This is a genomic window from Nostoc sp. (assembly GCF_036917575.1).
Lineage (GTDB): Bacteria > Cyanobacteriota > Cyanobacteriia > Cyanobacteriales > Nostocaceae > Nostoc.
On record NZ_JBALDC010000101.1, the window covers coordinates 35,458 to 50,171 of the forward strand.

At 39.0% G+C, this 14,714-nt stretch carries 18 protein-coding genes; 8 read left to right on the top strand and 10 right to left on the bottom strand.

Annotated features, from left to right (window positions below; all coding sequences use genetic code 11):
• The first annotated feature begins 187 nt into the window (after nt 1-187).
• From V7K79_RS28755 to V7K79_RS28775, 5 genes are all read left to right on the top strand, one after another.
• On the top strand, nt 188-523 hold the full coding sequence (locus V7K79_RS28755; RefSeq protein ID WP_335052804.1) for a DUF2499 domain-containing protein: 336 nt from the start codon (nt 188-190) through the stop codon (nt 521-523).
• Entirely contained in the window at nt 520-822 is a 303-nt protein-coding gene (locus V7K79_RS28760) for a DUF3593 domain-containing protein (RefSeq protein ID WP_335052806.1), read from the top strand. The genes V7K79_RS28755 and V7K79_RS28760 overlap by 4 nt, the downstream gene beginning before the upstream one ends.
• Nucleotides 823-865: 43 nt before the next feature.
• Complete coding sequence (hisA, locus tag V7K79_RS28765; RefSeq protein WP_335052808.1) at nt 866-1,639, top strand: 1-(5-phosphoribosyl)-5-[(5-phosphoribosylamino)methylideneamino]imidazole-4-carboxamide isomerase; 774 nt, start codon at nt 866-868, stop codon at nt 1,637-1,639.
• Nucleotides 1,636-1,794, top strand: a complete 159-nt coding sequence (locus V7K79_RS28770; RefSeq protein ID WP_442938981.1) for a hypothetical protein — start codon at nt 1,636-1,638, stop codon at nt 1,792-1,794. The genes hisA and V7K79_RS28770 overlap by 4 nt, the downstream gene beginning before the upstream one ends.
• Before the next feature lie 336 nt (nt 1,795-2,130).
• Nucleotides 2,131-2,535 (top strand): hypothetical protein, encoded by a 405-nt coding sequence (locus V7K79_RS28775; RefSeq protein ID WP_335052810.1) that lies wholly within the window; start codon nt 2,131-2,133, stop codon nt 2,533-2,535.
• A 181-nt stretch (nt 2,536-2,716) separates the two neighbouring features.
• Here V7K79_RS28775 and V7K79_RS28780 read toward each other — a convergent pair whose 3' ends face one another.
• Together V7K79_RS28780 and V7K79_RS28785 are read right to left on the bottom strand one after the other, a co-directional pair.
• Nucleotides 2,717-2,908: a hypothetical protein gene (locus tag V7K79_RS28780; protein ID WP_292872983.1), complete on the bottom strand. Its 192-nt coding sequence runs from the start codon at nt 2,906-2,908 to the stop codon at nt 2,717-2,719.
• A 410-nt stretch (nt 2,909-3,318) separates the two neighbouring features.
• Entirely contained in the window at nt 3,319-3,924 is a 606-nt protein-coding gene (locus V7K79_RS28785; protein ID WP_335052812.1) for a DUF3318 domain-containing protein, read from the bottom strand.
• A 232-nt stretch (nt 3,925-4,156) separates the two neighbouring features.
• Between V7K79_RS28785 and V7K79_RS28790 the strand changes: the two genes are divergently transcribed.
• The gene (locus tag V7K79_RS28790) at nt 4,157-4,417 is read left to right on the top strand and encodes a hypothetical protein (protein WP_104906465.1); all 261 of its coding nucleotides are present in this window, start codon (nt 4,157-4,159) and stop codon (nt 4,415-4,417) included.
• Between the two features lie 72 nt (nt 4,418-4,489).
• Here V7K79_RS28790 and V7K79_RS28795 read toward each other — a convergent pair whose 3' ends face one another.
• The 5 genes from V7K79_RS28795 to V7K79_RS28815 all read right to left on the bottom strand — a co-directional run bounded on the left by V7K79_RS28795 (nt 4,490) and on the right by V7K79_RS28815 (nt 10,153).
• Nucleotides 4,490-6,163 carry an iron uptake porin gene (locus tag V7K79_RS28795; RefSeq protein WP_335052881.1) on the bottom strand — a complete coding sequence of 558 codons (1,674 nt, stop codon included), beginning with the start codon at nt 6,161-6,163 and terminating at the stop codon, nt 4,490-4,492.
• A 117-nt stretch (nt 6,164-6,280) separates the two neighbouring features.
• Complete coding sequence (locus V7K79_RS28800; protein ID WP_442938983.1) at nt 6,281-6,895, bottom strand: Crp/Fnr family transcriptional regulator; 615 nt, start codon at nt 6,893-6,895, stop codon at nt 6,281-6,283.
• A 435-nt stretch (nt 6,896-7,330) separates the two neighbouring features.
• Nucleotides 7,331-7,999 carry a phosphate signaling complex protein PhoU gene (phoU, locus tag V7K79_RS28805; protein WP_335052816.1) on the bottom strand — a complete coding sequence of 223 codons (669 nt, stop codon included), beginning with the start codon at nt 7,997-7,999 and terminating at the stop codon, nt 7,331-7,333.
• Between the two features lie 28 nt (nt 8,000-8,027).
• A complete protein-coding gene (locus V7K79_RS28810; protein ID WP_335052818.1) occupies nt 8,028-9,347 on the bottom strand; it encodes a sensor histidine kinase in 1,320 nt (439 codons plus the stop codon).
• A gap of 53 nt (nt 9,348-9,400) precedes the next feature.
• Nucleotides 9,401-10,153, bottom strand: a complete 753-nt coding sequence (locus tag V7K79_RS28815; RefSeq protein WP_335052820.1) for a response regulator transcription factor — start codon at nt 10,151-10,153, stop codon at nt 9,401-9,403.
• Between the two features lie 503 nt (nt 10,154-10,656).
• Between V7K79_RS28815 and V7K79_RS28820 the strand changes: the two genes are divergently transcribed.
• Nucleotides 10,657-11,640: a hypothetical protein gene (locus V7K79_RS28820; protein WP_335052822.1), complete on the top strand. Its 984-nt coding sequence runs from the start codon at nt 10,657-10,659 to the stop codon at nt 11,638-11,640.
• 53 nt (nt 11,641-11,693) lie between these two features.
• Nucleotides 11,694-12,773, top strand: coding sequence for a hypothetical protein (locus V7K79_RS28825; protein ID WP_335052824.1), 1,080 nt, complete (start codon nt 11,694-11,696; stop codon nt 12,771-12,773).
• Nucleotides 12,774-13,216: 443 nt separating this feature from the next.
• On the opposite strand, the gene V7K79_RS28830 is transcribed toward V7K79_RS28825, so the two are convergent.
• The 3 genes from V7K79_RS28830 to V7K79_RS28840 all read right to left on the bottom strand — a co-directional run bounded on the left by V7K79_RS28830 (nt 13,217) and on the right by V7K79_RS28840 (nt 14,709).
• Nucleotides 13,217-13,837 carry a leucine-rich repeat domain-containing protein gene (locus V7K79_RS28830; RefSeq protein WP_335052826.1) on the bottom strand — a complete coding sequence of 207 codons (621 nt, stop codon included), beginning with the start codon at nt 13,835-13,837 and terminating at the stop codon, nt 13,217-13,219.
• A gap of 162 nt (nt 13,838-13,999) precedes the next feature.
• Entirely contained in the window at nt 14,000-14,410 is a 411-nt protein-coding gene (locus V7K79_RS28835; RefSeq protein ID WP_335052827.1) for a PIN domain-containing protein, read from the bottom strand.
• Nucleotides 14,411-14,415: 5 nt separating this feature from the next.
• Nucleotides 14,416-14,709 (bottom strand): hypothetical protein, encoded by a 294-nt coding sequence (locus tag V7K79_RS28840; protein ID WP_334922436.1) that lies wholly within the window; start codon nt 14,707-14,709, stop codon nt 14,416-14,418.
• Between the last annotated feature and the right edge of the window lie 5 nt (nt 14,710-14,714).

The window sequence follows — 14,714 nt, forward strand, 5'->3', positions numbered from 1 at the left end:
CAACTTTTTTTATACAGAATATCTGTCATTGATACAGATAGTAGACTCATTCACAATTTCTATTTTCATTCGCAACACAGGAAGATAAAAAGCACAAATTGTACAGACGCGATTAATCGCATCTCTCCCAACTCTTGTACAGACGCGATTAATCGCGTCTCTCCCAACTCCAACTCCTAACTTTCTTATGCACGCCCTTTCGATTCCCACCTGGATTATTCATGTTTCTAGCGTTATTGAGTGGATTGTCGCCATTTGGTTAATCTGGACTTACGGCGAACTCACTAATAACCGCAGCTGGTGGGGATTATCCCTTGCCATGTTACCAGCTTTAGTCAGCGCGATGTGTGCCTGTACCTGGCATTATTTCGAGAACGCCGAATCACTGGAATGGCTGGTAACGCTTCAAGCTACCATGACTTTAGTTGGTAATTTTACGCTTTGGGTAGCCGCATATTTGATTTGGCGTTCTACCAAATCTGTTAACACTGTTGAACCAAAACCTATTGAATCAAAGCAATGATTTCTAAAGAAACCCTGTTTGCACTTTCACTGTTTCCCTATTTGGGTTTCTTGTGGTTTATCAGCCGCAGTCCACAAATGCCGCGTTTGGCGCTGTATGGATTTTACGGCACTCTCGTTTTTGTTGCCATTACCATCCCGGCGGGGATTTATGCTGTATTGCATTATGGTAAGTCTTTAGCCAATGTAGATTGGTTACACGGTGGTGCAGAACTATTTTTGACGCTTTCTAACATCTTGCTTGTGCTGGGTTTTGGGCAAGCTGTAAGGCAATTAAAAATGAAAAATGAAAATAGTTAATTCAGCGATAAATAGCGTTTTAATTGCAAAGAGGAAGAGTTAGATGGATGTAATTCCAGCGATTGATTTACTAGAAGGTCAGTGTGTGCGACTGTATCAGGGAGACTACGATCGCTCGCAAGTTTTTAGCGAAAATCCTGCTGATGTTGCCAAACAGTGGGTAGATGAAGGTGCTACTAGATTGCATATAGTTGATTTAGACGGTGCTAAAGCAGGTAAAGTAGTAAATCTGGGGGCAATTGAAGCGATCGCTCAAGCAGTGTCAGTACCCATTGAAATTGGTGGAGGATTGCGCGATCGCACCAGTGTCCAACAAGTATTCAATCTAGGCATACAGTGGGCGATTCTCGGCACTATCGCCGTAGAACAACCCCAGTTAGTGCAAGAACTTTGCCAAGAATTTCCCGAACAGATTATTATCGGTATTGATGCCCGTAATGGCCTCGTTGCAACTCGCGGCTGGTTAGAAACCTCGGAAGTTTTAGCAACTCAACTGGCTGTACAAATGCAAGAATTGGGTGCATCTGCCATAATTTACACAGACATCCACCGAGATGGGACACTTACAGGCCCAAATTTAGAAGCTTTGCGAGAACTTGCAGCAGCAATTTCCATCCCGATAATTGCTTCTGGCGGGGTAAGTTCTCTCACCGACTTGTTGAGTTTGTTAGCCTTAGAACCTCAAGGCGTGACTGGTGTGATTGTCGGACGTGCTTTGTATACTGGAGATATTTTACTCAAAGAAGCACTAAGAGCGATCGGGCCTGGGCGGATTCAGGATATTCCACCGAATCTCGGTTTTTCTAGCTTTGCTTGACATTTTATTGGGAAAACCGCTATCAAAATTTAGAATTACCCTGGTTGCGCTGGTGGGATAATCAGGGTAATTTGCTACAAACAGGATGGGAGCGGTCACAATGCTTGGCTACTAAACTGAGAGAATTAAATATTAACCCCGATGAGTTAGTTTAATTATTTTAGCAATTATCTTTAGATAGATAGGGTAAACACTACGTTATTTCTCATTATAAATCCCTTGCTAGTAAGGAAAAATCTCTACGCCATATTGAATTCATTTTGTCAAGGTGTAATTACTTATATAGTTTAATAAATCAGTAAGGCCCTCTATGGACTGAATTTATATTCATGCTTTCAGTAGATGCAGTTATGCCTTTATAAATGCGATTATATATATATGTTCTCAAACAATAGATAGTTGCTGTTGTTAAAATAAAAAAATCATATTTTATGCGATTCCAGTAACTTTGGTTTTTAGCCAATTGTTTGATGTTTTGATAAGGTAAGACAATGAATAATATCCTAAAGCGCACACTTCTACCTAGCCTGATGGCTGCCAGTTTAGCTGGTGTCACCTTAGTTCCCGCAAAACCTGCTGCTGCTGATGACCAAGTACTAAGAGATGCAGGTATTGGGGCTGTTACCAACGTTGTAACAGGAGCTGTTAGGGGACGTCATAATGTATTAAAAAATGCTGTTAGGGGTGGTGTCACTGGCGCAGCCGTCAATGGTGCAAATGGTCTAAGAAACACTCGTAATCGTCATCACCGGAACGCTGTTCAAGATGTCGGAGTCGGTGCAGGGGCTAGTGCATTGACTGGTGTAATTACTGGTGATAGAAGAGATACCCTTGGCAATGCTGTTGATGGTGCTGCTGTAGGTGGAGCAATTCATCTATTAACCAATCACAAATAATTCCTAAATTCATCAACTGAAATACTTTATCACCAGTTGACGCACTTATCCCTCCCAAATTCATCTCCTTGCTAAAAGCAGTAACCTCCTTTCCCTAATAGGGAAAGGAGGTTGTTGGCTTATATTTATTTGAGATATATGCCACCGTCAACTCGGATGACGTTAGGTTTAATAGTAATCCCTAGCCCTTCAATGCCTTTCTAAAGTTTCGACGATAAGATTGATTTGTAATAAACAAAGCTGGCCATAGCAAAGATAAACCAATCCGATTGGTGAAAGTTGGATTAAAATTAGTCCGTCCAAACCCATTCCAAAACTTCCAAGCCCCGCCTCCGTAAACCACTATCAAGCCAATAAAAATTAAGGTACCCATTCCTATCAACTCCGTTAGTAACTGACAGAATTTAAGTTAAGTTTTACCACACGAGGTAATCACCTCATCAGCAACACCGAGAAGGTATAATAAAACTCCCCAGTTTTTGATATCTAAGTAAGTTAAACACACATCTCTCATTCCAGTGTAGAATAGCCTCATAGATTGCAGCCAGTTTGAGCCTCATAAATTGCATTTTCTTGCCTAAATACTAGAAGTTTTGGTCTAAATGCACAAAACTACAGTTATTACAGAAAGATTACTAGAGTCATAAGAAGCGAGAAATTACACTTAGACAATACTAGAACTTCATCTGAAATTTAGAGGTTTTTAATCGCTCGCTCTCAAAAACTCATATAAACACCTTTCACTTTAAATGTTGCGACAAATGGGCAGCAGAAACATTTATTCTATTTATCATAACTTTCTGGCATACCTACTGGTGATAAACCTGCGATCGCTCGTAAGTTTTGGCAACGAATCAGCTCAGTAAAATTGAAACTGGAACGCCCTTCAATTTTGGTTACTGCTTCAATTGCAGATAATAAGTGCTGTGCTGCTTCAGCTTCTGAATAACCGCGCCGTTGTGCTATCTTAATTGCGGCTGCATCGGCATTTAACTCTGACTCTTGAGATTTATTAGTGCGCCAGATCCTCCAAGCAGCGATCGCACTTAATCCCCCAGCTACAGCAATGCCGACTACATCTGACTGTGCTGCTTCAAAAAATCCGCCTAACAGCCCAACTAACACCACGCCTTGATAAATGTCGGGTTTAAACCACTTCACCCCCATCAACCAGCTAACCATTTGCAACAGCAGCAAGTCTCGTTGCGGCTTTGGTAGGCGACGCCACAAATCAAAATTAATGTATATCGGTCGCGCTTGGTTCCAGGGTTGGGGAAAGGAAGCATCAATCACTTTTGCTTGCTCTGGCTTACTAACGATTTTTGTCGTCATCCGACCCGAAGCAGGCATGACATCTAACAAACGGCGAATTTCAACATTTGGCTCCATAAATTTAATTATTAGCCATAATGTGCATAGTAACTAGGTGTGTAAAAAATAAAGTTTTCATGTTAACCTTTGATTTATGAGATGCTTTGGCAGTCTTGAATAAATTCAGATTGAGCCATAAAAATATTGATAAAGCAGTTTGATAGTGTGGCGGAATTTTATAGTATTCATTTGCCGCCAAATTCAAAACCTCAAAGTTTTGGCTTGCCATTAAGACTATATTTGTAACTACATGGACGCTTTTGCTACCCTCCCGCCTGAATGGACAAATAAGGCAATACATGCATACAATTTTTGCTGTCCTAACTGCCACTCAAGTAGCCTAGAAGCTGAAAAAGTTTGGCTAAATCGGCGATCGCCTGTACTTACAGAAGACCGTCGTCGCAAATGGCAAGAATTCTACTACTGTCACTGTGGTTCTGTATGGTGGGCTTGGAGTAGCGATCGCCCGCCAAAAGATATATCCAATCAGCCAGATTACAATCCTACATAGCTAATTTTCTTCCTAAACAAAACCCCACTTTAAGGTGGGGTTTTGTTTATCTAATTCTGAGTTTTGCCAATTTTAGAAGGTGAAGGTAGTACGTAGAGTACCGACGTATTCAGTATTGTTAGCGTCATTATGCTCTGGATTGAAAATTACCAACAAGCCAGGTGTTACCTGAATATTATCGGAAACCTTGTACTTGTAAAGACCCTCTAAGTGATAAGAAGTACTGTCGTCGAAGGTAGTATTGCCAGCGACGTTTTTGATACTACCACCAGTAACTCTGGGTGGTTGACCAAAGATCACACCTAAAACGTTGCCTTCACCACCAAAGTCTTTCAAAGCAAGCGATCCAGCCCAGTACCAAACATCTGCGTCTGCACCAGCATTAGCACCAGTAAGAGCATCAGCAGTTGTATAACCCCCCCAACCACTAATAGCCAAGGTAGAGCCAAGTTGGAAGGTAGCTTCTATACCGTAATTATTGGATTCAGTGCGAGTACCAGCCCCAAAGGGGTTATTGGCAAAAGTGCTGCCTGTACCTTGGAAGAGACTGTTAGCTGCATTGCCAGCAAAGTAACTACGGGCGTAAGTGAGACCAATATTGAAGGCTTTGCTGGGTTTGAAAGTTAATTGACCGAAGATGGTGTTATCACCATCGAACAGCCCATTATTAAGACCGGGATTATTAGCACCAAAGATATTACCAGTACCACTTGAAGGTGCTAAATAAGCACCAGTCAAACTTATAGCTTTGTTAGGATTTAAAGTAACAGTTAAAGCAGCAGAATTTTGACCTTGACGGTAAATGGGGCTAAAACGTCCATAGCGAGAGAGCGCACCTCTAGCAGAGCTGGCAAAATCAGGGTTAAAGGGGTTTACGTTTTCCCATAATTCACCACCAGCAGCGTCAACTTTGACACGCACCGCGTCAGAAAAGTTGAAAGCGTAGTTGATTTTATCAATTACAACCGAGTTGCCGTTATCTCCATCAAAAGCCAAGCGGCTCATGTTAGTGCCAGTACCAGTAGCGGTTGCAGCACTACCAACATTAGAAATGGTATTGTTAGCACTTAAGCGGATTTGCAACTGGTCTGTACCAGTGAAATTGCTCAACAAGTTCAAACGAACGCGATCGCTAAAAGTGGTGTTAGAATTCAAGTCTTGAGTAGGAGCACCACCAGGAACTGCTCTAGTGTCACCGAAAACATCAGAGACAGCGAAAATTGCTTCTCCAACCAACTTGGTGGTAGTGGAAAACTGATTAGCTTCCAACTCAGCAGTGCGGGCTTCTAATCCATCAACTTTACCACGCAGAGTTGCTAGTTCAGCAGAATATTCTTCTTGTAAGCGCTGTAAAGTAGCTAAATCTTGTTTGCTGACCAAATCGGCAGTAGCTGTAGCAATCAGTTCGTTAACCCGGTCTAAACAGGCATTCAAACCTGCGGCAAATTCATAACGGGTTAAAGCACGGTTACCACGATAAGTACTGTTAGGATAACCTGCAATACAGCCATAGCGCTCAACTAAAGATTGTAAAGCTTGGAACGCCCAATCTGTAGGCTGCACATCCGAAAACTGAGAAACTGATGTTACCTGACTCATTTCGTTAGACTCTTGAGTTTCAGATAACTGGCTAACATTTGTTGTCTGTTCGTTGACTTCAGCAGCTAAGGCACTATTAGCAACTAAAAATGTAGCAGCTAATACAAACGGACTAACCTTAAAAAGATTCCAGAATCGTTTTGTCATGTTTTTAATTTCACTCACACCTACAATAATCCAGCGATGAGAAAATGCTTTAAGCACTTCTATTTTGTGGATTTCACACACAATCACAGAACCGATTATACCTTTATCCTGTGATTATTACAAGCAATAACTTTTAATTAATTTATTTGGTAAGCGCAAAATAATGCGGCGTTTGTGACGTAGGACTGTTCCTTCTTCCTCTAACTGCTGTAGAAGTCGGGTAACTGTTACTCGCGTAGTATTTAACACTTCAGCAATATCTTGATGGGTAACATTTAAATCAATTAACTTGCCCTTATCTATGTCACGTCCAAATTTTTCACTTAACCAGACTAAAAACTGCCATAAGCGTAGCGAAATTGGTTTTCGATGCACAATGCTTAGTAGATCCTCTGCTTGTTGAATATGAGACAACAAAGCATTAATATCCTGATGCCACAAATGAGGTGGCACAATGCTTACTTCTACGCATGTGAGACATTCAATCTGGTAGGGCTTGACTCTAGATAAAGGATAGCCAATCAGATCCCCTAGTCCCCAATAACCGAGAGTGATGAATGTTCCATTTTCACTCCACGTTAAGGTACGAACTGCACCGTATTCAATCCGCCAAAGCACGTCATTGTAAGGTGGAATTACTTCCCGACGGGTAAATATCTGCTGGGGTAATTGTCTGCTGAAAGCAGAACTATTTGATAAGGCAGAAGAGTTTGAAGTAGAAGGGGAATACATCATTAACTGTAACTACATAATTATCAGGGAATCCCGCTATTTATAATGATTAATAAACTCTAATAATCTGTATCTAAATTTACCTGGATGTCTGAAAGTCTATTCTTCTCGAGCAGAGCTAGGGACTAACTCAAAATCTTCTAATGACAACAACTTTTGCTTAAGGTATCTATCAGTGAGATAGAGCCAAAATTTTTAGTTATTTATCTGCTACTTTAATTGTGTAAGTTTAAGAACAGGTAAGCTTTTAGTAAAATATTTAGTTAAATTATTTTTAATTACTTGGTATTTTCTGAAGACTAAGTAACGGATATAAGCGCAAATAATCTATGAAAATAGTCGGGTAGAATGGCGCTTACGAAATCGCTGGATTTAGATCTCCGACTTCTTGCAGACACGTGGAGGGTAGAAGTCGGGGATCTGGGCGGATGTCAATTAGGACCGTTGACCGGTGACAATATATGCTACCCTTTGACCGATATTCGTAGCATGATCTGCCATGCGTTCCAGACAACGAATTGCCAGTGCCAGCAGCACAATCGGCTCGACTACGCCAGGCACATCCCGTTGTTGGGCTAAAGTTTGATAAACGCGATCGTAGGCATCGTCTACAGTATCATCCAGATGCTTTAAACGGCGTCCACCAGCTTCATCGAAATCTCCTAAAGCCTTTAAGCTAGTTGCTAACATCGCCTGTGCGTGAAGGGACATAGCTTCAATGTCGGGCATTGACGTATGAGGCGCGTAGGGAAAAATTTTAATCGCAATCTCAGCTAAATCCTCAGCATAATCGCCAATGCGCTCTAAGTCTCGCACCAACTGCATAAAGGCACTCAAGCAGCGCAAATCTGGAGCTGTAGGCGCTTGTAGCGTCATAATCGCTGTACAGTCTGATTCAATTTGTCTATAAAATCGATCAATCTTTTTATCTAATCGGGGGAGTTCCTCAGCTGCTGTTAAGTTACGAGCAAATAACGCTTGGTGGCTGAGACGAAATGATTGTTCTACTAAAGCACCCATGCGTAATACATCCCGCTCTAAGCGCCTAATGGCGCGTGCGAGTTGTGGTCTTTGCGGATTGGGAGTATAATTGACAGCTTTCACACTTGTTGTCTTAAAGGTGAAGATATTACTAACTATAGTCTTGGCTTAGGGAGTTTGCCATAACTTGCGGAAATTGGAGTTGCATCCATGCACCGCCAGTTTCTGGATGGTTCATCGCTTTAATTGAACCTCCGTGGGCAATCAAAATTTGTTCAACGATCGCTAATCCTAATCCATTACCAACGATCGCTCCTATGGAGTTACTATCTTGAGGGGAATGAGTTCGCGCTTTATCTCCTCGATAAAATCGCTCAAAAACGTGGGGTAAATCTGCCTCAGAAAAGCCGACTCCAGAATCAATAAGACTTATTTCTAAGATTGAGGAAGCAGCATCATTATCTTTTGCTGATAAAATTTTTGCTTCAAGGTAAATGCTTGTACCAGGAGGACTGTACTTAATGCTATTGTCTAGCAAGTTGAGAAAAACCTGGTAAATCCTGGCTTTGTCTGCCTTAATCCAAAGATTTTCTGGCCCAGAATAAGAAAAAGACAGATGATGACGCTGTACTAAAGGTTCTAGTGTTTCCCAAACAGATGCAATCAGCGATCGCAATTCTACAGCTTTAGCTTGCAATTGCATATTTGGGTTGGCTTCCATTTGGGTAAGTTCTAACCAGCTTTGCACCAAGTTAATCAGCCGATCGACTTCTTGCATGAGGCGGTTAACCCAACGATTTAAAGGCGGTTCTAAGCGGTTTTGTAAAGTTTCTACAACTAAACGAATCGAAGTTAGCGGCGTTCTGAGTTCGTGTGCTAAATCGGAAAAAGAGCGATCGCGTACTTGATTTATGTCTAATAGGGGTTGACGATTTTCTAAAAAGACTCCCACTTGTCCATTAGGTAAAGGCAAGCTAGAAGCCCGTAAAGCCAAAGATTTAATTGTTGCCATCTCTGCTGCATCATCACAAGATGGATGAAATATCCATTCTCCCGTTTGTGGTTTTTGCAAATCACGAGTTTGCTCAATTAAATGGTCGAGTTCATAAGACCGTACCAACTCTAATAACAGGCGTACTTGTTCTGGTTGCCATCTTTGCAGATACAAAATTTCCTGTGCCTGTCGATTACACCACAGCAGTTGATTTTCCTCATCCACCTGCAAATATCCCACAGGTGCAAAATCTAGCAGGTCTTGATAAGTTTGCAACGACTGCTGCAAATCTTGCCGTTGCTGTTTTACCATTGCTATTTCCTGCCGCAACCCAGGAATCAGCAGCAGTACCATCTTATAAGAATGCGAAGTTAACGGTCGAAGTAAGCGCCCCAGGTAGCGGCTAAGTTGAACCTGTTGCCAAACCCAAAACCCAATGCCTACCGCTAAACCTAGAAAAAATCCCAATAAAAGCATTTGAGTTGTTAGTTTCTTGGTGACTACTAAAAACTAACAACTATCCCAACTAATTATCCAAACCTATAGCCAAAACCTCGTACAGTCACAATATATTCGGGATGACTGGGGTCTTGCTCTAATTTTTCGCGCAACCACCGAATGTGAACGTCTACGGTTTTACTATCGCCGACGAAATCCGGCCCCCAAACCTGGTCGAGCAATTGTTCCCGTGACCATACCCGACGGGCATAACTCATAAACAGTTCCAGCAAACGGAACTCTTTAGGGGAAAGATTGACTTCTTGACCGCGAACCAGCACGCGACATTCTTGAGGATTCAAGGAGACATCCTTAAATTTTAATATAGGTATTTGCGGTAAATTACTTAGGCGTTGGCGGCGGAGTAAAGCGCGACAACGAGCAACTAACTCGCGCATACTAAAGGGTTTGGTCAGGTAGTCATCTGCACCCACCTCTAGCCCCAAAACCCGGTCAGTTTCACTACCCTTAGCACTGAGCATTAGAATCGGTACTGGGTTGCCTTGATGACGCAGCAAACGGCAAATATCTAGCCCATTGATTTGCGGCAGCATCAAATCAAGAATGACCAGATCGAAGGGTAGTTCCCCTGAATTGGTTTCAAAACTTTTAAGATACTCTATAGCAGACCGCCCATCGCGAGCTGTTATCACCCCGTAACCTTCTTCTTCCAGAGCTACAGCTAGCATTTCCTGGATTAATTCTTCATCTTCTACTACTAGAATCCGGCTGGTTTGTCCAATATCCGTTCTGGCAGAGTATTTGGTCGATTCACTGGTATACATTGATATCACAAAAGTCTAGGACTGTGCTTGTATCAATTAGGATGATTAAATCTATTATCTCGCCTTATTGCAACCACACTTTTGCTAAAGTTAATTCTTTTAGATTTTATTTACAAAAAGTAACATACACCACAGCAGTTTCTTAAATCATAAATCACTGTGCCTGCAAGCTTCTAATATAGTTTTTTTATTAAAGACTTTAAATTTTCAATTCAAGATCCAAAGACATTATTGCATGAAGGATTATCTTGACAGAGGAGATTAGTTTAGGTATATTTATTTTAGTATAAATGTACTATTAAAACCTCAAAGGGTAACATACCTGAAAAACAGAAAGATATATATGTGGAAAATTCGTAACCACTAAGTGTCAGATGTTGAGCATTTCAGTATTTCCACCGCGTTAAAAATGTTGATTCAAAGGTTACTCTGATGTCTGCATAGGGTAGTCATTGGTATGGCTTGCTACCCAATAAAATTTGCCTATTGAAGGGAGTTGGAAGATGACTACAGTTGGAGTCAAAGACAGCAAACAACAACTAATGCAAGCATTTCAACAAATTATTATTCAAAGAAAAAAACTTGAATCTAAAATAGCAACTAAACAAGAGGAAGCAGAAAAGGCAAAAAGTCAAGTAATTCTGCAAGCAGCTTCTGCATATACAGTTGATAGTATTGTCAAAGGTTTAGCTGATTTACAATTGGAGTTTGGCAGTATTGTCAACGGATTATCTGAAAAACTAGCTCAGGAAAATTTTAAGTTAGATGAATTGAACCGAGCTATAGAAATTGAAACTCAACATCTACAAGAACTACAACAAATTAGAGTTGTAGCGGATACTCTAGACATTTTAAGTCAAGAACATCAAGAAAAATTAAAAATTCTCGAACAAGATACTATTAGTAAAAGGGAAGCAATAGAGAAAGAAATTACAATCAGGCGGAAAGAATCGCAAAAAGAACAAGCAGAGTATGAAGAAAAACTCCAAGCATATAATGATTTATTAGCCAAAGAACGCCAGCAAGAACAAGAAGAATTTCAGTATAAGTTAGAAACTACTCGTAAACTCAATACTGATGGCTACAAAGAAATAAAGCGTCAACAACAAAGAGAAATACAGGAAAATTCTCAAAATAAACAGAAAAACTGGGCAGAACGAGAAAAAATATTTGCTGAACGCCAACCACTTTTTGCAGATTATGAACAAAAAGTAACTATATTTCCTAACGAGATCGAAGAAGCCATTAAGAAAGCCAGAGAAGAAGCAATTAAAGAGACAAGCCAAAAAGCTAAAATTGAGGCTGATTTATTTGAAAGAGAATGGGAATCTAACAAACAGAGCTATGAACAAAAAATTAAATCTCTGGAAGAAACAATTAAGAAGCAGTCTGAGCAAATAGAAGGAATTTCGGCTCAATTACAAACTGCATTAAAACAAGCACAAGACTTAGCTATGAGGGCTTTTGGTAGTTCTAACCCTAAATAGTTGTGAGTCTGTAGCATTTTAACAATTTTGAATTCCTGAAAAGGAGGTTTGTTGTGGTGGGGAAAAAACCGACTGATAAGAATACTAAAGTGGAAATTCTTCAGGCGTATGAGGAGTTAGCAAAAGAAAAAGCAGCATTGAAATCAGAATTCGATAAAGTTGCTAAAGAAAACCAGTTTGAAAATAAAGAGCAACCTAAATTAGAACAAAAAATAGCTATAAATCAGCTTTCTAGTATCCAACAAAGAATGAATAATACAATTGAAAGCTTGGCGAAGATTCAGTTAGGTTTTGGCAGTGCTGCTAATGAATTATCAGAACAGCTAACCACAAAAGCCTCTAAGTTGGAAGAAATTAGACGAACTTTAGAAGAAGAAATCCAACAATTAACACAGTTGCATAATTTAGAAATTTCTGATGATATCTTGGATACTCTCATCCAAGCTTATGAAGATAATACTAAAGCTTATCAGGAAGAATATAGCCAGCGTTCTGAAGTGTTATTCCAAGAAATACTAGAGCAAAGGAATACTTGGAAAAAAGAACAGGAGGAACAGCAACGGGCGATAAAAGAACGGAATGAAAACTTGAATAAAACTCGGCAGCGCGATACAACAGAGTACAAGTATAATCTAGAACTCCAGCGTCAACTGCAAAATGACGAATACGAACAAGAGCAGAAAGCGCTATATAAGCAACTGGAAGAATCACTACAAGAAACCCAAAAGCAGTGGGCTGAACGGGAGAAAGTAATTTTTGAGAGAGAGAAACAATTTGAAGAGTTAAAAGCTAAGGTAGAGGCTTTTCCAAAAGAAAAAGAAGCAGCCATCAAAAAAGCTACAGAAGAAGGTAAAGGCATTGCCCACTACCAAGCTAAAGTAAAATCAGATTTATATTCTAAGGAAGTGGAAGGTCAAAAGCGTTTCTATGAACAAAGATTACAATCTCTAGAACAAACTATTATTAATCAAGAGACGCGAGTTCAAAATCTTTCTAAACAACTTGAATCCGCTCTCAAACAAGTTCAGGATTTGGCAGTTAAAGCTATTGAAGGTAGTTCAAATGTTAATTCATATCAAGCAATCAAAGAAATAGCTTTAGAACAGGCAAAGACTCAAGCAAAAAATAAATAAGCTAATTTATTTTTGATGAGAATTGTAGAGACTTAATTTAATTTAAGTCTCTACAAGTAACTTTAATAATTTTTATTCGGTTTTATTCGGTTTTTTGAGGTCTGGGGGAGGTTGTACTTTCTTCTTTGTTTGGTTAGCCTGCGTTTGCTTTAATGTTCTATTGAAATTTTGTTCTTGACTAGACATAATACTAAATTCTGATATTAAACTACTGGTATCGTTGATTACATAAATATATCACAGAGAATTTAAGTTTAACCAAAAAAGTTAGTAAATAATTTTACCCCTGTAGGAACCTTTACTTTTAACGAGATGAATACAAAGGTCATAGGAATTATCCATAATAAAGATATTTTAATAATCGGCTTACACGTAGTGGATAGTTTAGTACATAGAATAAGCGATAAATCGCTTACTACGAGCTATACAATGTATCGGCGATTCTATTCCAATAGTTTTAGGATATGTTTTGGGATATAATTCCAATTCCACCTGGGATTATTCTCTATGTTGATATCCTCCAGTAATTTCAAATCGCAAATACTATCTGGCAAAGACTCTAACATATTGTCACGAGCATCTATATATCGAAGATTTTGTAAATTGCCAATGCTTTCTGGTAAATCTCTTAAAATATTTCCTCTAATATTTAAGAATTCAAGACTTTTTAATTCACCAATACATTCTGGCAAAGACGTAAAGTCACCATATTCAAGAGAAAGATATTTTAAGTTTTTAAAATTCCCGATTGCATCAGGCAATTGATGTAATTGACTATTCATGCGAATTTCTAAATATTCCAGCTTATCAAGATTACCAATTGTATCAGGTAATGATTGGATTGCTGTTTCTTTAATTGTAAGATGTGTCAAAGCTTTAAGCTGTCCAATACTATCAGGAAGTTTATTTATAGAAAGAGCTCTTCTACAACCTTGTATTTTTAGATTCTTAAGATTTTTCAGATTTCCTATGGTGTTAGGTATTTCTTTGAGCCAATAACAATCACAAATATCTAGTTCCTCTAAACTTATGAAATTGCCAATACTATCAGGTAAATATTCCACATCGTAGCAATCGTAAATATGAAGTTCTATTAATGATTTATGTTGATAAGTAATAAACTTTTCAAGTTCTTATAAAGTGTATGCACTGTCAAAATAAGTCATATAGTTCAGCAAATAATCATTAATAGTTAGCTTAAAATCTATTTGCCAAAGCTCTTATTTCTAAGAATCTGTTGATAGCCAATTATCCAAGCTTATTCCTTTAACTCGCAGCAAGTCAGAGTCATTAGAAACCAGAATTAATCCGCGTGCGATCGCTGTAGCCGCTATCAATATATCTTGTTCTTGTATCTTAAAACCCCTATGTTGTAAATCCACATGAATTTCACACGCTAGTTCAATAATCTCTAAATCATCTATTAATATAATTTTATAGATTTGACAAAATTTATTAAACTCAGCTAACTGCCTAGTTGCATTAATAGCTAAAAGACCTCGTTTGACTTCATAGTAAGTTATGCAACTAATAAACACATCTTGTTTCAGACGACGGACTTCCCGAAACTTCTGTTCTACAATTATATTTCTCTTCAAAATATAACTAATAATATTTGTATCTAATAAATAAGTCACTTTGTCTATTTTCGCTTTACTGCTTCATCATACATTTTGATTTGCTCCGGTGTTAAATCATTTAACGTACCTGAAACTGCCTCTAAAATAAAAATGCTATCAATTCTGTCTGTCAAATCATCATTTGCAATTTTCCTCATTTCTTCTGGTGAGAATTGCCCAAATAGTTCAACTAACATTTGGATTATCTCACGTTGGTTTAACTTTACTTGATATAAACTATTACTTTTAAATAACTTGTCTACAATTGGCGATATCCGGTTAGTAAGTTCTTGATGATAGCTAGAAACTTCTTGCATAACTT